Here is a 17296-nt window from a genome sequence, read left to right on the forward strand (position 1 = left end):
GATGGCGAAGCGTCTTCGTCAAACCGGTGTATCAGTCGTGCCACGCGCCGGCGGCGCGCAGCAGCTGCCGCGACGATGCGTAGCGCAGCGTGCGACCGACGTCGACCGTCAACGGCCCGCGCCAGTCGAGCGCGATCTCGTAGCGATCGCCGCGCGCGACCTCGATCTCGCGCTCGCCGTCGAACGCGAGCGTGCCGCGCTCGAACGGAATCGCGTGCCACGTGCCGGGTTCGAGCCGCTCGCAACTGCGCATCACGACACGATCGACGCGCCCCGGCGCGATCGGCGCGACGAGCGGCGTGCCGGCCGCGTTGCCGGCTTGCGCGAAGCGCATCGAGAGCCCGTGCGGCGCGCTGCGCTCGAGCGGCGCCCACGCGCCGCCGAGCGCGGACAGGCCGATGCCGTCCGGTTCCGCGAACGTCAGGTAGAGCGAGTCGATGTCGTCGGAGCCGGAAATCGCGCGCGCGCCGATGAAGCGCTGCCGCGCGGCGCACACGTCGACGAGCGCAATCTCCTCGCGCCCCGGCTGCGCGCCCGCGACGCAGCGCACGACGAGCCGCTTGTTGCGCACGAACGCGACCTCGGCCGGCACGGCGCCGGTCGCGGCGAGCCCCGCGGCGACGCCCGCGACGGTTGCCTCGCGATGTTCGGGAAACGCGTTGTTGGTGCCGGTGGACAGCGCGACGAGCGGCGTCGCGCCGCAATGCGCGGCCACCGCGCGATGGGTGCCATCGCCGCCGAGCACGACGATCAGCGACACTTCCATCCGATGCAGATAGGCAGCGCCCGCCTGCGTGTCGGCGACGCTGTCGGTGATCGGCAGGTCGACGAATTCGACGTGGGGCCAGCGCTCGTGCGGCGCGACCGCGCGATGCGTGTCGATCGCGCGCAGCAGCAGCGTCGCGATGCCCGTGCGGTCGCGCAGCGTCAGCACGCGCTCGACGCCCATCGCGCCGAGGCCGGCCAGCAGGCGCACGATCATGTTCGCCTTCTCCACGGTCGGAAACACGGATGCATGCGTCGTGAGGCGGCGGATGTCGCGCCCCGATGCGGGGTTCGCGATCACGCCGACGGTAACGGGCGTCGTCACGGGTTTGTCTCCATCCAGTCGACGGAGCCGGCGCATTGACGCGCGCCGGCTCCGCCTGTTTCGTCCGCAGCCATCGACGGGCGGCGGATCGTCGTCGCCGACGCGATCGCGGCGGCTTGCCCGTCATTACTGCAAGCGGCATGCCATCGTGCGTGCGATCGCCGCGAAACCCGCGTGGACGCTGGCGCGGCGGGCATGCGCGGGTTCCGGATGCGCGGCCGTGACGACGCAGCGCGCGTCGAATTCGCGCAGACGTCTCACGTCGCCGATACGGCGACGCGATTGCCGCGGCGCCCGTGCATGCGCGGCGTACCGCCCGCAAACCCTGCGTTCGCGCCGCGCCGCGCACGCGACGCCCCGCCGCACGGCCGCCGCGCGCCGCGCATGCGGCCGTCTCAACTGCGCGAGACACGGCGCGATACCGGTGAGACGACCGTCTCATGCGCGCCGCGTGCTGCGATGCAATGTGATTCGCCGAACCGGATGTGCTACAAGAACAGCGACATCCCCGCCGTACGGAACCGGAGCCGACCATGCCCTACGCCGTCCCCCAGGCCCAGCACGCCGACCGTGTACTCGGCGCGCTCGCCGGACGCCTGCCCGCGCCGGCGGATTCCGCGCGCCTCGTGTCGTCGTGGCAACGGTCGCTGGAGCGCTACCGTCTCGACCCCGCTTCGTCGATCGGCCCGCGCGTGCTGACCGCGGCGGAGCTGCGCGAGGTGCGCGACAAGGAGGAAGCCTTCCTGCGCGCGTCGGGCCAGTGCCTGACGCGGCTGCACGACATGATTCGCGTCGCCGACTACTGCGTGATGCTGACCGACGCGCACGGCGTGACGATCGACTACCGGATCGACCGCGAACGCCGCAACGACTTCCGCCATGCGGGGCTGCACATCGGCTCGTGCTGGTCGGAAAGCGAGGAAGGAACGTGCGGCGTCGCGAGCGTGCTGACCGATCTCGCGCCGATCACCGTGCACAAGACCGATCACTTTCGCGCGGCGTTCACGACGCTCACGTGCAGCGCGGCGCCGATCTTCTCGCCGGGCGGCGAACTGATCGGCGTGCTCGACGCGTCGGCCGTGCATTCGCCCGACGGCCGCGACAGCCAGCGTCTCGTCTACCAGCTCGTGCGGCAGAGCGCGGCGCTGATCGAGGACGGCTACTTCGTGCACAGCACCGGGCAGCACTGGATATTGTTCGGGCATCCGAACCGTCACTACGTCGAGGCGCAGCCCGAGTGGCTGATCGCATTCGACGAATGCGGCAACATCGTCGCCGCGAACCGGCAGGCGCGCGACGCGCTGCCGGCGCTGCGCGAGCCGCGCCATATCGACGAGATCTTCGATGCGACCGAGATGCCGCTGCGCGACGCCGCGCGGCTCGACACGATCGTCGCGCTGCGCGTGCGCGCGACCGGCGCCCCGCTCTACGCGCGGCTGCGTGCGCCGCTACGACGCGCCGGCCGCGACCCCGGCGCGGCGTCGCGCCGCCCGGGCACCGCTGCGCCGCGTCACGTCGGCGCGCTGACGCCGTTCCTGCACAGCAGCGATGCGCGCATCGCGCAACAAGCGGAACTCGCGCTGCGCGTCGCGAGCAAGCGGCTGCCGATCCTCGTGCTCGGCGAAACCGGCGCAGGCAAGGAAGTGTTCGCCCGCGCGATCCACGACGCCGGCGCGCGGCGCGCGCGGCCGTTCGTCGCCGTCAACTGCGGTGCGCTGCCGGAAGCGCTGATCGAGAGCGAACTGTTCGGTTATGCGGCCGGCGCGTTCACCGGCGCACGCAAGCACGGCGCGCGCGGCAAGATCGCGCTCGCCGACGGCGGCACGCTGTTTCTCGATGAAATCGGTGACATGCCGCTCGCGCTACAGACGCGCCTGTTGCGCGTGCTCGCCGACGGCGAGGTCGTGCCGCTCGGCAGCGATACGCCCGTGCGCGTCGATCTCGACGTGATCTGCGCGACGCACCGCGATCTCGCGCGGATGGTCGCCGACGGCACGTTCCGCGAGGATCTGTACTACCGGTTGAGCGGCGCGACGTTCGACCTGCCGCCGCTGCGCGAACGCGCGGACGTGCGCGACGTGATCGCCGCCCTGTTCGCCGAGGAAGCGCAGGCGACCGGCCACGTGCTCACGCTCGACGCGACGCTCGCCGAACAGCTCGCCGCGTATGCATGGCCGGGCAACGTGCGGCAACTGCGCAACGTGCTGCGCTATGCGTGCGCGGTGTGCGACGCCGCGCGCGTGACGCGCCGCGACCTTCCGGCCGACCTCGCCGCGCAACTCGGCGGCGCGCCGCCGGGCGCGCTGCCCGACGACGAACGCGGCCGCATCGTCGCCGCGCTCACCGCGCATCGCTGGCGGCCCGACGCGACCGCCCGGGCGCTCGGCATGTCGCGCGCGACGCTGTACCGGCGCATCGCGAAGTACCGGATCGTCGCGCCGCACCGCGCGTGACGCACGGGCGCACGCCCCGTCATGCGGGCTGTCCGGCCGCTTCGTTCGCGTCGTCCGTCACGCCGGCCGCCTCGTCGCGCCGCGCGAACACCTCGCGCGCGGCGAACAGCGCGTTCAGCGCGGCCGGCATCCCCGCATACACGGCCATCTGCATGAACACCTCGACGATCTCGTCGCGCGTGCAGCCGACGTTCAGCGCGGCCTCGATATGCACCTTCAGTTGCGGCTGCGCGTTGCCGAGCGCGGCCAGCGCCGCGATCGTCGCGATTTCGCGCGCCTTCAGGTCGAGCTGCGGCCGGCTGTAGATGTCGCCGAAGCTGAATTCGACCAGGAGCCGCGCGAAGTCCGGCGCGATCGGCGCAAGCGCCGCGATCACGCGTTCGCCCGCTTCGCCGTCGATTTCCTTCAGTTTGTTCCAGCCGCGCGTGTAGCGATCCTCAACGAGTCGTTCCATCGTGTCCGTCCTGTTCCGATAAAGAGTGAGAAGGTTTCGCCCGTCGTTCCGTTTCCCGTTCCTGCGCCTCGTAGTACGCGATCTTGTCGCCAATCGCGTCGAGGCTCGCCTGCAACTCCGCGATATGCGCGCGCACCGCGTCGCGATGCGCGACCAGCAAGTCGCGCCGCGTGCCGAACGTCGACGCGCCCTGCTCGCGCAGCACCGCGAACGCCTGCATCTGCGCGATCGGCATGCCGGTCGCCTTCAGGCGCATCACAAAGGCCAGCCAGTCAAGGTCGGCCGGCGCATAGAGCCGGTGCCCGGCCGCCGTGCGCGAAATCGCGCGCAGCAGCCCAGCCTGCTCGTAATACCGCAGCGTGTGCGTCGACACGCCCGTCAGTTCGGCGACTTGCCCGATCGTCAGCGGACCGGCGGCGGAGGGTTGGGATACGGTTTTCGACATGGCAGGAACAAGGTTAGGAGTTAGAGTTCACTCTAAGTCAAGCATTGTCTGACGGCCAGTGGCGCGTTCACCCGCGATACGCTCGCGATACCCGGCGACACCGTAAAGAATGGTCAAAATCGGCGCCCCGCAGCGGTTTCGGCCTTTACAGCGCCGCAAGCCTTCAGCAAGATTCGGTCAGCCTGTCTCAAAAAGGGCACGCATTTGTCCTATGCTTAACGGCGACGCCCGGCGAGCTCGCGCGTCGTCGTCCGTTGCAACAGCCATTCATCCGTCAGAACCAGGGAGCCCTTGCCATGCTGAAAAAGCTGCTGATGCTGTTTGTCGCGCTGTCGCTGTCGCTCGCCGCCGGCCTTGCCGCGGCCGTCGAAGTCAACACGGCCGACCAGGCCGCGCTCGAATCCGTGAAGGGGCTCGGGCCCGTGAAGTCGAAGGCGATCATCGACGAACGCACCAAGAACGGCCCGTTCAAGGACGCCGACGATCTCGCGAACCGCGTGAAGGGCCTCGGCACGAAGTCGGTCGGGCATCTCGAGGAAAACGGCCTGACGATCGGCGGCGCGTCGACGCCGCCGAAGGGCGTGAAGCTGTCGAAGCCGGCCGCGACGACGTCGGCGGGCACGTCGACCACGACGTCGGCGGGCACCGCCTCGACGTCCACGACCGCGACGGCCGGCACGACGACCGCGGTGCCCGCGCCGTCGGCGAGCGCACCGGAAGCGGCGAGCAAGCCGGCCAAGACCAAGCGCGCGTCGAAGAAGGAAAAAGCGGCAGCCGCTGCCGCGGCATCCGCCGACGCCGGCGCGAGCGCACCGACCGCCGCGTCGTCCGCGAAGGCGACGAAGGGTTCGAAGAAGAAGAGCAAGAAGGACAAGGCCGCCTCCGCCGCCGCGGCGTCGGGCGCCTGATGTGCGCCGCGCGCGCGCGACGGCGTGCGCGCGGCATTCGTTCAACGGGCGCCGTCGTCACGGCGCCCTTTTCAGTGAAGGTGAAGAACCATGGGTCTCCTCGACATCGTTGGCGGTCTGATCGGCGGCCAGGCCGGCGGCAACTCGCAAAGCGCGCTCATCGCGACCGCGCTCGAATTCATCAACAACCAGCCGGGCGGCCTGAACGGGCTGATCGAGAAGTTCAAGGCCGGCGGCGCCGGCGAGATCATCGGTTCGTGGGTCGGCACCGGCGAAAACCAGCCGATCTCGCCGGATACGCTGCAAAACGTGCTCGGCTCGGACGTCGTCGGCTCGCTCGCGAGCAAGGTCGGCATCGATCCGTCGCAAGCGTCGTCGATCCTCGCGCAGGTGCTGCCGCACGTCGTCAACGGCGCGACGCCGAACGGCGAAGTGCCGGCCAGCGGCCAGCTCGACACGTCGAACGTGCTCGGCACGCTCACGCAGCTCGCCGGCATGTTCGGCGGCAACAAGGCCTGAGCCCGCACGCCTGACAGCCCGGGCGGCCGCTTCGAACGTTTCGGCCGCTCCATAAGCAAACACCCCGCCTGAGCGGGGTGTTTGTTTTTGCGCGCCCGGCGGTGCGAACCGGGCGCACCGCCGATTACCGGCGATCAGTGCACGACGCGGTCGAACACGAACTGGCCGTCGTTGACGTCGACCGGGATCACGTCCTTTGGACCGAAGCGGCCGGCGAGGATCAGCTTCGCGACCGGGTTCTCGATCTCCTGCTGGATCGCGCGCTTCAGCGGCCGCGCGCCGAACACCGGATCGTAGCCGACCTTCGCGATCTGCTCGAGCGCCGACGGCGACACGTCGAGCGCCATGTCGAGTTTCGCGAGCCGGTCGTGCAGGCGGGCGAGCTGGATCTTCGCGATCGACTCGATGTTGCTGCGGTCGAGCGCATGGAACACGACGACGTCGTCGATCCGGTTCAGGAACTCGGGGCGGAAATGCTGCTTCACCTCGAGCCACACCGCGTCCTTGATCTCGTCCTGCGGCGCGCCCGTCATCGCCTGGATCACCTGCGAGCCGAGGTTCGACGTCATCACGATCACCGTGTTCTTGAAGTCGACCGTGCGCCCCTGCCCGTCGGTCATGCGGCCGTCGTCGAGCACCTGCAGCAGCACGTTGAATACGTCCGGATGCGCCTTCTCGATCTCGTCGAGCAGGATCACGCTGTACGGCTTGCGGCGCACGGCTTCCGTCAGATAGCCGCCTTCCTCGTAGCCGACATAGCCCGGCGGCGCGCCGATCAGCCGCGCGACGCTGTGCTTCTCCATGAACTCGCTCATGTCGATGCGGATCAGATGCTCTTCCGAATCGAACAGGAACGACGCCAGCGCCTTGCACAGCTCGGTCTTGCCGACCCCCGTCGGGCCGAGGAACAGGAACGAGCCGTACGGACGGTTCGGATCGGCGAGACCCGCGCGCGAACGACGGATCGCGTCGGCCACCGCGCTGATCGCCTCATCCTGGCCGACCACGCGCTCGTGCAGCTTTTCCTCGATGTGCAGCAGCTTCTCGCGTTCGCCCTGCATCATCCGCGACACCGGAATCCCGGTCGAACGCGACACGACTTCCGCGATTTCCTCGGCGCCGACCTGCGTGCGCAGCAGGCGCGGGCGCGTCGGGTTGTGCTGCTCCTGCTCTTCGGCCTGCGTGACCTGCTTGAGCTGTGACTCGAGCTGCGGCAGCTTGCCGTACTGCAGCTCGGCGACCTTCTCGAGCTTGCCTTCACGCTGCAGGCGCGCGATGTCCGCCCGCACCTTCTCGATCTCTTCCTTCAGTTGCGCGCTGCCCTGCACCGCGGCCTTCTCGGCGGTCCAGATCTCTTCCAGGTCCGCATATTCGCGGCCGAGGCGGTCGATCTCTTCCTCGATCAGCTGCAGGCGCTTCTGCGACGCTTCGTCCTGCTCCTTCTTCACGGCTTCGCGCTCGATCTTCAGCTGGATCAGACGACGGTCGAGCTTGTCCATCTCTTCGGGCTTCGAATCGATTTCCATCTTGATCTTCGAAGCGGCTTCGTCGATCAGGTCGATCGCCTTGTCGGGCAGGAAGCGGTCGGTGATGTAGCGATGCGACAGCTCGGCCGCGGCGACGATCGCCGGGTCGGTGATGTCGACACCGTGGTGCAGTTCGTACTTCTCCTGCAGCCCGCGCAGGATCGCGATCGTCGCCTCGACGCTCGGCTCGTCGACGAGCACCTTCTGGAAGCGGCGTTCGAGCGCGGCATCCTTCTCGATGTACTTGCGGTATTCGTCGAGCGTGGTCGCGCCGATGCAGTGCAGCTCGCCGCGCGACAGCGCCGGCTTCAGCATGTTGCCCGCATCCATCGCGCCTTCGGCCTTGCCCGCGCCGACCATCGTGTGGATCTCGTCGATGAAGACGATCGTCCGGCCTTCGTCCTTCGCGATGTCGTTAAGCACCGCCTTCAGGCGTTCCTCGAACTCGCCGCGATACTTCGCGCCGGCGAGCAGCGCGGCCATGTCGAGCGACAGCACGCGCTTGCCCTTCAGCGTCTCGGGCACCTCGCCGTTGACGATCCGCTGCGCGAGCCCTTCGACGATCGCGGTCTTGCCGACGCCCGGCTCGCCGATCAGCACCGGGTTGTTCTTGGTGCGGCGCTGCAGGATCTGGATCGAACGGCGGATTTCGTCGTCGCGGCCGATCACCGGATCGAGCTTGCCCGCACGGGCGCGCTCGGTCAGGTCGACCGTGTATTTCTTCAGTGCCTCGCGCTGGCTTTCCGCGTCCTGGCTGTGCACCTGCGAGCCGCCGCGCACCGCGGCGATCGCGGCTTCGAGCGCCTTGCGCGTGAGGCCGTGCTGACGCGCGAGCTTGCCGGCGTCGCCCTTGTCGTCGGACACGGCGAGCAGGAACATCTCGCTCGCGATGAACGTGTCGTTGAGCTTCTGCGCTTCCTTGTCGGCCTGGTTCAGCAGCCCGGCCAACTCACGGCCGATCTGGATGTCGCCGCCCGTGCCCGTCACTTGCGGCAGGCGCGAAATGGCTTCGTTCAGCGCGCCTTGCAGCGCCTGCACGTGCACGCCCGCACGCGACATCAGCGAGCGGGCCGATCCGTCCTGCTGCGCGACCAGTGCCGCGAGCACGTGAACGGGTTCGATGTATTGATTGTCGCGGCCGGCCGCGAGGCTTTGCGCGTCCGCGAGTGCTTCCTGGAACTTGGTGGTGAGCTTGTCGATTCTCATTTGGTTGAGACCTCCAATTTTCGATTAACACCAAGATGAGGATGGTTATGCGGCTTTCAAGCGAAATTCGGGTTGATTCAGCGCAAAAAATGCCGGACACCCTTAAAACGGCCCGGCGGTGTGATCGGATGGACGCAGGGGCCCGCGGCGCCCGCGTGTCAGTGGGCGTTGGACGACGGCTCGGCGGCCGTCGGCGCTTCGTCCGGCGTCGGCGCGGCGCGCACGAGCGCGACCGGACGGATGCCGAGCAGCGCCGCGAGCGGCGACGCGGGCTCGGCCAGTTCGCCGAGCGTGTGACGATCGAGTTCCGCGAAGAACGCATCGCGTGCGGCCGCCAGCACGCCCTTCAGCCGGCACTGCGGCTCGATCGCGCAGCCGCGCGACTCGCCGCCATCCGACGAAAAGCAGCCGACCAGCGCGAAGTCGTTTTCGGTCGCCCGCACGACCTGGCCGACCGTCAGTTGCAGCGAATCGGCGAACAGCCGCAGCCCGCCGTTGCGGCCGCGAACGGTGTCGACCCAGCCCAGCTCGCCGAGCTGCTGGACGACTTTCATCAGATGGTTCTTCGAGATGCCGTATGCGTCCGAGATCTCCTGGATCGTCGCGAGTCCCTCGCCGCGCACGGCGAGGTACAGCATCACGCGCAGCGAATAGTCGGTGTAGTCGGTGAGTCTCATGAGCGAATACGGAAAAGATCGATCGTGCCCCAACGACGTGAGCCGGGCCGATCGCGACGCGTGCAAGGCCGATCGAGGATCCCGCGGCGCGGCCCCGGGTTGCCGGGATCGCGTGCGCGCAATAAGATGCGTGATATCTGCACGTTTTCCAGGGGTTACAGGACGCTATTTTGCGTCAAAATCCGGCCGGCGTCCTGCTCGTTGCCTGCGCCGGCGCCCTGTCGCTGCCCTGCTCCACCGGCCCTTTTTGTCATGACTGCCCTGCCTGCCTCGCCCGAACCCGTACCGGCCCGCCCCCGCGACGCCGAGCCGACCGAAGACAACATCCGCGCTCTCGTCTACGCGTTTTACGACCGCGTGCGCGCCGATCCGCTGCTCGGGCCCGTGTTCGACGCGAAGCTCGCCGGCCGCTGGGACGATCATCTGCCGAAGATGGTGATGTTCTGGTCGAGCCTCGTGCTCGGCACCAAGGGCTATCGCGGCAACGTGCAGCAGGCGCACCAGCCGCTCGACGGCATCGAGCCGGCCCATTTCAGCCGCTGGCTGTCGCTGTTCCTGAACACCGTCGAAGCGCGTTACGCGCCGGCCGCGGCGATCCGTTTCATGGAGCCCGCGCTGCGGATCGCGCAGAGCCTGCAGTTGAGCCGGTTCGGCTGGGACTACCGGATTCCGCCCGAACAGCAGGCGCTGCTCGACGCGGTCGCGCCGCGCCGTCGCGACACGGGCGACGATCCGCACGCGTTGCCGTCGCGCGCTCGCGGCGAGCCGTTTCCGACGAAGATCATCGGGCGCGGCGTCGACCCGGACGCGTAATACCCGTCACGCGCGACGACGCCGCACCTGCGGTACGTCGCCGCATCGTCCGCGCGCCGCACTCAGCGCCGCGTATTGCCCGACTCGACGCCCCAGCGCGCGAGCGCCGCGTCGTCGGTACTGCGCGCATCGACCCAACGCTCGCCGTCCGGCGTCGTTTCCTTCTTCCAGAACGGCGCTTCGGTCTTCAGATAGTCCATCACGAACTCGCATGACGCGAACGCATCGCCGCGGTGCGACGCGACCGTCGCGACCATCACGATCTGGTCGAGCGGCAGCAGCCTGCCGACGCGATGCACAATCGCGACGTCGATGCCCGGCCAGCGCCGGCCGGCCTCCGCCGCGATCTTCTCGAGCGCCTTCTCGGTCATGCCCGGATAGTGCTCGAGCTCCAGCGCGGCGACCGCATCGCCTTCGTTCAGGTCGCGCACCGTGCCGACGAAGCACGCGAGCGCGCCGATCTTCGGGTTGCGCGCGCGCAATGCCGCCACTTCGGCGTTCAGGTCGAAATCGTCGGTCTGGATTCGTATCGTTGCCATCACCGGTCCCATGCAAAGCTCAGCCGCCCGTCACCGGCGGGAAGAACGCGACCTCGCAGCCTTCGGTGAGCCGCGTGTCGGGATCGGTCATCTCGTGGTTGCAGGCCATGCGCAACGCGCGCCCTTCGGCGAGCGTGTCGGCCCACGCGCCGCCGCGCACGCGCAGCCACGCACGCACGTCGCCGACGGTCGTCACGCTGTCCGGCACGTCGGCTTCTTCGTCGGCCACGCCCAATGCTTCACGCACGCTTGCAAAAAATTTAAGCTGAATCTTCATGGTTCGGAAGCCGCCGCGTTACGACAGCAATTCGGAAAACGGAATGAAACGCACGGTCTCGCCCGCGCTGATCGCGTGCTGCGGCGGATTGTCGATCAGGCCGTCGCCCCAGACCGTCGACGTGAGCACGGCCGAGCTCTGGTTCGGGAACAGGTCGAGGCCGCCGGCCGCATTGACGCGCGCACGCAGGAATTCGTTGCGCCGGTCGCCCTTGCTCTGCGAAAAATCGGCACGCAGCGACAACGCGCGCGGCGCGACGTCGCGCACGCCGGACAGGCGCAGCAGGAACGGCCGCACGAACAGCAGGAACGTGACGAAGCTCGAGACGGGGTTGCCGGGCAGTCCGATGAAGTGCGCGTCGGCGCGCGCGTCGCCACGGCGCACCGCGCCGTACGCGAGCGGCTTGCCGGGCTTCATCGCGATCTGCCACAGCGCGAGCCGCCCTTCGGCCTCGACGGCCGGCTTCACGTGGTCCTCGTCGCCGACCGACACGCCGCCGCTCGTCAGGATCACGTCGTGATCGCGGGCGGCCTCGCGCAGCGTGTCGCGCGTCGCGGCCAGCGAGTCGGGCACGATTCCGTAGTCGGTCACGTGGCAGCCGAGCCGCTCGAGCAGCCCGCGCAGCGTGAAGCGATTCGAGTTGTAGATCGCGCCGGGCTTCAGCGGCTCGCCGGGCATCGTCAGTTCGTCGCCGGTGAAGAACACCGCCACGCGAATCCGCCGCGCGACCGACAGTTGCGCGCAGCCGACCGATGCGGCGAGGCCGAGCGCCTGCGGCGTGAGCCGCGTGCCGGCCGACAGGATCACCGAACCCTGACGAATGTCCGCGCCCTGCGCGGTGATCCATTCGCCGGCCTTCGGCGTGTGGAGGATCTCGACCGCGTCGCCGTCGGCCGACGTCTGCTCCTGCATCACGACGGCGTCGGCGCCGGGCGGCACCGTCGCACCGGTGAAGATCCGCGCGGCCGTGCCGGCCGCGAGCGGCGCGGCCGGATACCCGGCCGGAATGCGCTGCGACACCGGCAAGCGCCGATCGCCGTGCAGCAGGTCGGCGACGCGCACCGCATAGCCGTCCATCGCGCTCGTATGCATCGGCGGCACGTCGAGCGGCGAGCTGACGTCGGCCGCCAGCACGCGGCCGAGCGCGTCGAGCGTGGCGACGGTTTCGGCGCCGGGCAGCGGCTTCGCGGCATCGAGCAGCGCGGCGAGCGCCTCGGCGGTCGACAGCATCGGCGCGCGCGGCGCCGCGGGATTCGGGTTCGACATCGATGGAATCGGGGATCGTTGGAATCAATACGTCATTGTAGCGACGCCGCCGTACGCACGCGCGATATGGCGAACATGCGAAGACTGTGATCGGCGCGAACCCGCAGGTCTGACACTTGTTTCGCGCATTTCGCGCCACATGCGATGTCCGCGTACCCAACCCGCGGGCCAAACGAAACGGCCGGAACCCCGATCCATTCGACGAATCGGCATTCCGGCCGTCCTGCCTGCACGCCGGGCTCGCGCCCGGCGGCACATCATGCGCCCGTATGGGCGGCGATGAAGTCCTTCACCTGCTGCGCGTCGGCCTTCACGACCTCGAAGCGCTGCGGCAGCGCCTCGAGCCCGTCGAATGCGGCCGGCCGCTCGGCTTCGCGATCGAGCGCTTCGCGGATCGTCTCGCCGAACTTGATCGGCTGCGCCGTCTCGAGCACGACCATCGGCACGCCGGCCTCCAGATGCTCGCGCGCGACCTTCACGCCGTCGGCCGTATGCGTATCGATCATCGTGTCGTAGCGCGAGAACACGTCGCGGATCGTCGCGATGCGGTCGGCGTGGCTGCTGCGGCCCGACACGAAACCGAATTCGGCGACGCGCGCGAAATCGCCGCTGGCCGCGAGATCGAAGCCGCCCTTCTCCTCGACGTCGCGGAACAATTGCATCACGCGGGCCGGATCGCGGCCGAGCAGGTCGAACACGAAGCGCTCGAAGTTCGAGGCCTTCGAGATGTCCATGCTCGGGCTGCTCGTGTGATAGGTGTGCTCGGCGCTGCGCACGCGGTATGCGCCGGTGCGGAAGAACTCGTCGAGCACGTCGTTCTCGTTGGTCGCGACCACCAGCTTCGCGATCGGCAGCCCCATCATCCGCGCGATGTGGCCCGCGCAGACGTTGCCGAAGTTGCCCGACGGCACCGTGAACGACACGCGCTCGTCGTTCGACTGCGTCGCCGCGAAATAGCCCTTGAAGTAGTACACGACCTGCGCGACGACGCGCGCCCAGTTGATCGAGTTGACGGTGCCGATCTTCTGCTGCGCCTTGAATGCGTGATCGTTCGATACGGCCTTCACGATGTCCTGGCAGTCGTCGAACACGCCTTCGACCGCGAGGTTGAAGATGTTCGGATCCTGCAGGCTGAACATCTGCGCGGTCTGGAACGCGCTCATCTTCTTGTGCGGCGACAGCATGAACACGCGCACGCCGGCCTTGCCGCGCATCGCGTATTCGGCCGCGCTGCCGGTATCGCCCGACGTCGCGCCGAGGATGTTCAGCGCTTCGCCGTGCTTCGCGAGCGTGTACTCGAACAGGTTGCCGAGCAGCTGCATCGCCATGTCCTTGAACGCGAGCGTCGGGCCGTTCGACAGTTCGAGCAGCGACAGCGCCGTGCCGTGCTCGGTGCCGAGCGTCTTCAGCGGCGTGATGTCGGATGCGTTCTCGCCGTGGCGCGTGTTGCTGTACACGGCAGCCGTGTACGTGCGGCGCGTGATCGCGCGCACGTCGTCGGCCGGCACGTCGTCGCAGAACTTCGACAGGATCTCGAACGCGAGATCCGCGTACGGCAGCGTGCGCCAGCGCGCGAGCTCGTCGGCGGACACCTTCGGATACTCGGCCGGCAGGTAGAGCCCGCCGTCCTTCGCGAGACCGCCGAGCAGGATGTCGGAGAACGTATGGCGCTCGCCGATGCCGGCGCCGCGCGTGGAGATGTAGTTCATGTCGTCAGCCTCAGTTCAGCGCTTCCATGCGCAGCTTCGTCACCTTCGACACGACGGTCGCGAGGCTCTCGATTTGCGCGATCGCCGCGTTGACGTTCTTCTCGACCGTCTCGTGCGTGATCAGGATGATGTCGGTTTCGCCGTTCGCGCCGTCGATCTGCTCCGATTCCTTCTGCAGCAGCGCGTCGATCGAGATGCCCGATTCGGCGAGGATGCGCGTGATCGCGGCGAGCACGCCGGTCTGATCGGCGACGCGCAGGCGCAGGTAGTAGCCGCTCGTCACTTCCTCGATCGGCAGAATCGGCGTGTTCGACAGGCTGTCCGGCTGGAACGCGAGGTGCGGCACACGATGCTCGGGATCGGCCGTATGCAGGCGCGTGACGTCGACGAGATCCGCGACGACGGCCGAAGCGGTCGGCTCCGCGCCCGCGCCCTTGCCGTAGTACAGCGTCGTGCCGACTGCGTCGCCGTGCACGACGACCGCGTTCATCGCACCCTCGACGTTCGCGAGCAAGCGCTTTTCCGGGATCAGCGTCGGGTGCACACGCAGCTCGATGCCGTTTGCGGCGCGGCGCGCGATGCCGAGCAGCTTGATCCGGTAACCGAGCTCTTCCGCGTAGCGGATGTCGGTCGCGTCGAGCTTGCTGATGCCTTCGACATACGCGCGGTCGAACTGCACCGGCACGCCGAACGCGATCGCGCTCATGATCGTCGCCTTGTGCGCGGCGTCGACGCCCTCGATGTCGAAGGTCGGATCGGCTTCCGCGTAGCCGAGCGCCTGCGCGGCCTTCAGCGCGGTCGCGAAGTCGAGCCCGCGGTCGCGCATTTCGGACAGGATGTAGTTCGTCGTGCCGTTGATGATGCCGGCGATGTACTGGATGCGGTTCGCGGTCAGGCCTTCGCGCAGCGCCTTGATGATCGGGATGCCGCCGGCGACGGCCGCCTCGAACGCGACCATCACGCCCTTCTCGCGCGCGGCTTCGAAGATCTCGGTGCCGTGCACCGCGAGCAGCGCCTTGTTTGCCGTCACGACGTGCTTGCCGTTCGCGATCGCGCGCAGCACGAGCTCGCGCGCGATGCCCGTGCCGCCGATCATCTCGGCGATGATCGAAATCGACGGATCGTCGACGACCGCGTTGAAGTCGTCGGTGATCTGCGCGGTGCCGGCGTGGGCGCCGAGCGCCGCCTGAGCCTTGGCCGGGTTGCGCACGGCAATGCGCGCGACCTCGATGCCGCGCCCCGCGCGTCGTTTGATTTCTTCCTGGTTGCGGTGCAACACCGTGAAGGTGCCGCTGCCGACGGTGCCGAAGCCCAACAGGCCAACTTTGATCGGTTCCATGCTGCGTGTGATCGATGAGTAAGAAGTAGTGAGTTCCGTGAGACGCTGCCCGCTCAGACCGAATGGCGCTTGCGGTAGCCGTCGAGGAAGCGTGCGATCCGGTTGATCGAATCGGTCAGGTCGTCGAGGTTCGGCAGGAAGACCACGCGGAAATGGTCCGGCGTCGCCCAGTTGAAACCCGTGCCCTGCACCAGCAGCACGCGCTCCTCGAGCAACAGGTCGAGGATGAACTGCTGGTCGTTCTGGATCGGGTAGAGCTTCGGGTCGAGGCGCGGAAACATGTACAGCGCGGCCTGCGGCTTCACGCAGGTCACGCCCGGGATCGACGTCAGCATGTCATACGCGAGTTCGCGCTGCTTGTACAGGCGCCCGCTCGGCACGATCAGCTCGTTGATGCTCTGGTAGCCGCCGAGCGCCGTCTGGATCGCGAACTGGCCGGGCACGTTCGCGCACAGGCGCATCGACGACAGGATGCCGAGCCCTTCGAGGTAATCCTTCGCGCGCCGGCGGTTGTCGCCGCCGAGGCCCGACACGGCCATCCAGCCCGCGCGATAGCCGCACGACCGATAGCTCTTCGACAAACTGTTGAACGTGACGGTGATCACGTCCTCCGACAGCGCGCCGAGCGCCGTGTGCTCGAGGCCGTCGTAGACGATCTTGTCGTAGACCTCGTCCGCGAACACGATCAGCCCGTGCTGGCGCGCGATCGCGAGCAGCTCGAGCAGCAATTCGTCGGAATAAAGCGCGCCGGTCGGGTTGTTCGGGTTGATCACGACGATCGCCTTCGTGTTCGGCGTGATCTTGCTGCGGATGTCGTCGAGATCGGGCATCCACGCGTTCTGCTCGTCGCACACGTAGTGCACGGGCGTGCCGCCCGACAGGCTCACGGCCGCCGTCCACAGCGGGTAGTCGGGCGCGGGCAGCAGCACTTCGTCGCCGTCGTTCAGGAGCGCCTGGGTCGCCATCACGATCAGCTCGGACGCGCCGTTGCCGATGTAGATGTCGTCGAGACCGACGCCGACGACGCCCTTTTCCTGCGTGTAGTGCATCACGGCCTTGCGCGCCGAGAACACGCCCTTCGAATCCGAATAGCCGGACGACGCCGGCAGGTTGCGGATCATGTCCTGGATGATTTCGTCCGGCGCGTCGAAACCGAACGGCGCGAGGTTGCCGATGTTCAGCTTGATGATGCGGTGGCCTTCTTCCTCGAGGCGCTTCGCGTGCTCGAGCACCGGGCCACGGATGTCGTAGCAGACGTTGAGCAGCTTGTTCGACTTCTGAATCGGTTTCACGACGACACGGTTCCTGGGTTGGCCTTGCGGCCGGGGGACGGGATCAAAACTGGAAAGCGGCCGGTCTGTGCGCGCTGTCTAGACTGGGAAAAAGCGGCGGCCGGACGCGGCTTGTGGCGACGCACGACGCAAGTGGCGCCCGCGGGCGACCAAAAAGTTATAATTTAGCGGATTTTGGCCGACTTTCGCAATGCACCATAGCCGCGCCGGGCCCGCGCCGTCGGGCGTCCGCGCGTGGCCGGGCGCGCGAAACCGGCCTGCCGGGCCCTTGCGGCCCGGCCAACCCATTCCCCTACGGAACCGCGGAATACCGATTTGAAACTGCACCAGGACACGAGCGGCGCGCTCAACACCGTCACCGGCTACGGCCCCGATTATGTCGACGTCAATCTCGAACGCCATGAAACGAGCGTCATCGTGCTGCCCGGCGCGCCGGTCCAGGCCTGGCCCGTGTCGTCGTTCGACGCGCTCGCGCCCGAGCATTTCGCGATGCTGCTCGATCCGACGCCCGAACTCGTGATCTTCGGCAGCGGCGCGCGGCTGCGCTTCCCGCACCCGCGGCTCGTCGCGGCGCTCACCGCGAAGCGGATCGGCGTCGAGACGATGGATTTCCAGGCCGCCTGCCGCACCTACAACATCCTGATGGCCGAAGGCCGCAAAGTCGCCGCCGCGCTCTTAATTGAACGTTAATCCCGGTTGCGGTAAAACTCGGGCCGGCGCAGCGGGTCGATCCCCCGGATCGGCCCGGCCAGGCCGCCCGCCCCCGGCGCAACCCGCCGGCGG

Annotated in this window: 16 protein-coding genes; 5 read left to right on the forward strand and 11 right to left on the reverse strand. The window is 68.2% G+C overall.

Annotated features, from left to right (window positions below; genetic code table 11):
• Positions 1-31 precede the first annotated feature (31 nt).
• Entirely contained in the window at positions 32-1090 is a 1059-nt protein-coding gene (locus KR541_RS09415) for an ATP-NAD kinase family protein (RefSeq protein ID WP_216089519.1), read from the reverse strand.
• A 533-nt stretch (positions 1091-1623) separates the two neighbouring features.
• On the opposite strand from KR541_RS09415, the gene KR541_RS09420 reads away from it, so the two are divergent.
• On the forward strand, positions 1624-3543 hold the full coding sequence (locus tag KR541_RS09420; protein ID WP_216089520.1) for a sigma-54-dependent Fis family transcriptional regulator: 1920 nt from the start codon (positions 1624-1626) through the stop codon (positions 3541-3543).
• A 19-nt stretch (positions 3544-3562) separates the two neighbouring features.
• Here KR541_RS09420 and KR541_RS09425 read toward each other — a convergent pair whose 3' ends face one another.
• Together KR541_RS09425 and KR541_RS09430 are read right to left on the reverse strand one after the other, a co-directional pair.
• Positions 3563-3997 carry a carboxymuconolactone decarboxylase family protein gene (locus KR541_RS09425; RefSeq protein ID WP_050013218.1) on the reverse strand — a complete coding sequence of 145 codons (435 nt, stop codon included), beginning with the start codon at positions 3995-3997 and terminating at the stop codon, positions 3563-3565.
• Positions 3981-4442, reverse strand: a complete 462-nt coding sequence (locus tag KR541_RS09430; protein WP_089488502.1) for a MerR family transcriptional regulator — start codon at positions 4440-4442, stop codon at positions 3981-3983. Before KR541_RS09430 ends, KR541_RS09425 begins: the two co-directional genes overlap by 17 nt.
• A 296-nt stretch (positions 4443-4738) precedes the next feature.
• Between KR541_RS09430 and KR541_RS09435 the strand changes: the two genes are divergently transcribed.
• Positions 4739-5350 (forward strand): ComEA family DNA-binding protein, encoded by a 612-nt coding sequence (locus KR541_RS09435; protein ID WP_050013220.1) that lies wholly within the window; start codon positions 4739-4741, stop codon positions 5348-5350.
• Positions 5351-5440: 90 nt separating this feature from the next.
• On the forward strand, positions 5441-5869 hold the full coding sequence (locus tag KR541_RS09440) for a YidB family protein (protein ID WP_050013221.1): 429 nt from the start codon (positions 5441-5443) through the stop codon (positions 5867-5869).
• Positions 5870-6003: 134 nt separating this feature from the next.
• On the opposite strand, the gene clpB is transcribed toward KR541_RS09440, so the two are convergent.
• Positions 6004-8601 carry an ATP-dependent chaperone ClpB gene (gene clpB / locus KR541_RS09445; RefSeq protein WP_050013222.1) on the reverse strand — a complete coding sequence of 866 codons (2598 nt, stop codon included), beginning with the start codon at positions 8599-8601 and terminating at the stop codon, positions 6004-6006.
• A gap of 158 nt (positions 8602-8759) precedes the next feature.
• On the reverse strand, positions 8760-9278 hold the full coding sequence (locus KR541_RS09450) for an Rrf2 family transcriptional regulator (protein ID WP_050013223.1): 519 nt from the start codon (positions 9276-9278) through the stop codon (positions 8760-8762).
• A 252-nt stretch (positions 9279-9530) separates the two neighbouring features.
• Between KR541_RS09450 and KR541_RS09455 the strand changes: the two genes are divergently transcribed.
• On the forward strand, positions 9531-10091 hold the full coding sequence (locus KR541_RS09455; RefSeq protein ID WP_089488503.1) for a group III truncated hemoglobin: 561 nt from the start codon (positions 9531-9533) through the stop codon (positions 10089-10091).
• Positions 10092-10153: 62 nt separating this feature from the next.
• Here KR541_RS09455 and KR541_RS09460 read toward each other — a convergent pair whose 3' ends face one another.
• The 6 genes from KR541_RS09460 to KR541_RS09485 all read right to left on the reverse strand — a co-directional run bounded on the left by KR541_RS09460 (position 10154) and on the right by KR541_RS09485 (position 16513).
• On the reverse strand, positions 10154-10630 hold the full coding sequence (locus KR541_RS09460) for a molybdenum cofactor biosynthesis protein MoaE (protein ID WP_050013333.1): 477 nt from the start codon (positions 10628-10630) through the stop codon (positions 10154-10156).
• A 19-nt stretch (positions 10631-10649) separates the two neighbouring features.
• Positions 10650-10907, reverse strand: coding sequence for a molybdopterin converting factor subunit 1 (moaD, locus tag KR541_RS09465; RefSeq protein ID WP_050013225.1), 258 nt, complete (start codon positions 10905-10907; stop codon positions 10650-10652).
• An 18-nt stretch (positions 10908-10925) separates the two neighbouring features.
• Positions 10926-12173, reverse strand: coding sequence for a molybdopterin molybdotransferase MoeA (locus tag KR541_RS09470; protein WP_050013226.1), 1248 nt, complete (start codon positions 12171-12173; stop codon positions 10926-10928).
• Between the two features lie 257 nt (positions 12174-12430).
• Positions 12431-13882 carry a threonine synthase gene (gene thrC / locus KR541_RS09475; RefSeq protein ID WP_050013227.1) on the reverse strand — a complete coding sequence of 484 codons (1452 nt, stop codon included), beginning with the start codon at positions 13880-13882 and terminating at the stop codon, positions 12431-12433.
• Between the two features lie 10 nt (positions 13883-13892).
• The gene (locus KR541_RS09480) at positions 13893-15221 is read right to left on the reverse strand and encodes a homoserine dehydrogenase (protein WP_089488504.1); all 1329 of its coding nucleotides are present in this window, start codon (positions 15219-15221) and stop codon (positions 13893-13895) included.
• 53 nt (positions 15222-15274) lie between these two features.
• On the reverse strand, positions 15275-16513 hold the full coding sequence (locus tag KR541_RS09485; protein ID WP_050013229.1) for a pyridoxal phosphate-dependent aminotransferase: 1239 nt from the start codon (positions 16511-16513) through the stop codon (positions 15275-15277).
• A 315-nt stretch (positions 16514-16828) separates the two neighbouring features.
• On the opposite strand from KR541_RS09485, the gene KR541_RS09490 reads away from it, so the two are divergent.
• Entirely contained in the window at positions 16829-17203 is a 375-nt protein-coding gene (locus KR541_RS09490; RefSeq protein WP_012328660.1) for an Mth938-like domain-containing protein, read from the forward strand.
• Positions 17204-17296 lie beyond the last annotated feature (93 nt).

It is taken from the genome of Burkholderia sola (assembly GCF_905400185.1).
GTDB classification, from domain to species: domain Bacteria; phylum Pseudomonadota; class Gammaproteobacteria; order Burkholderiales; family Burkholderiaceae; genus Burkholderia; species Burkholderia sola.

Coding starts and splice junctions, on each gene's coding strand:
- KR541_RS09420 (WP_216089520.1), top strand. CDS start 1,624: ATGCCCTACGCCGTCCCCCAGGCCCAGCACGCCGACCGTGTACTCGGC.
- KR541_RS09425 (WP_050013218.1), bottom strand. CDS start 3,997: ATGGAACGACTCGTTGAGGATCGCTACACGCGCGGCTGGAACAAACTG.
- KR541_RS09430 (WP_089488502.1), bottom strand. CDS start 4,442: ATGTCGAAAACCGTATCCCAACCCTCCGCCGCCGGTCCGCTGACGATC.
- KR541_RS09435 (WP_050013220.1), top strand. CDS start 4,739: ATGCTGAAAAAGCTGCTGATGCTGTTTGTCGCGCTGTCGCTGTCGCTC.
- KR541_RS09440 (WP_050013221.1), top strand. CDS start 5,441: ATGGGTCTCCTCGACATCGTTGGCGGTCTGATCGGCGGCCAGGCCGGC.
- clpB (WP_050013222.1), bottom strand. CDS start 8,601: ATGAGAATCGACAAGCTCACCACCAAGTTCCAGGAAGCACTCGCGGAC.
- KR541_RS09450 (WP_050013223.1), bottom strand. CDS start 9,278: ATGAGACTCACCGACTACACCGACTATTCGCTGCGCGTGATGCTGTAC.
- KR541_RS09455 (WP_089488503.1), top strand. CDS start 9,531: ATGACTGCCCTGCCTGCCTCGCCCGAACCCGTACCGGCCCGCCCCCGC.
- KR541_RS09460 (WP_050013333.1), bottom strand. CDS start 10,630: ATGGCAACGATACGAATCCAGACCGACGATTTCGACCTGAACGCCGAA.
- moaD (WP_050013225.1), bottom strand. CDS start 10,907: ATGAAGATTCAGCTTAAATTTTTTGCAAGCGTGCGTGAAGCATTGGGC.
- KR541_RS09470 (WP_050013226.1), bottom strand. CDS start 12,173: ATGTCGAACCCGAATCCCGCGGCGCCGCGCGCGCCGATGCTGTCGACC.
- thrC (WP_050013227.1), bottom strand. CDS start 13,882: ATGAACTACATCTCCACGCGCGGCGCCGGCATCGGCGAGCGCCATACG.
- KR541_RS09480 (WP_089488504.1), bottom strand. CDS start 15,221: ATGGAACCGATCAAAGTTGGCCTGTTGGGCTTCGGCACCGTCGGCAGC.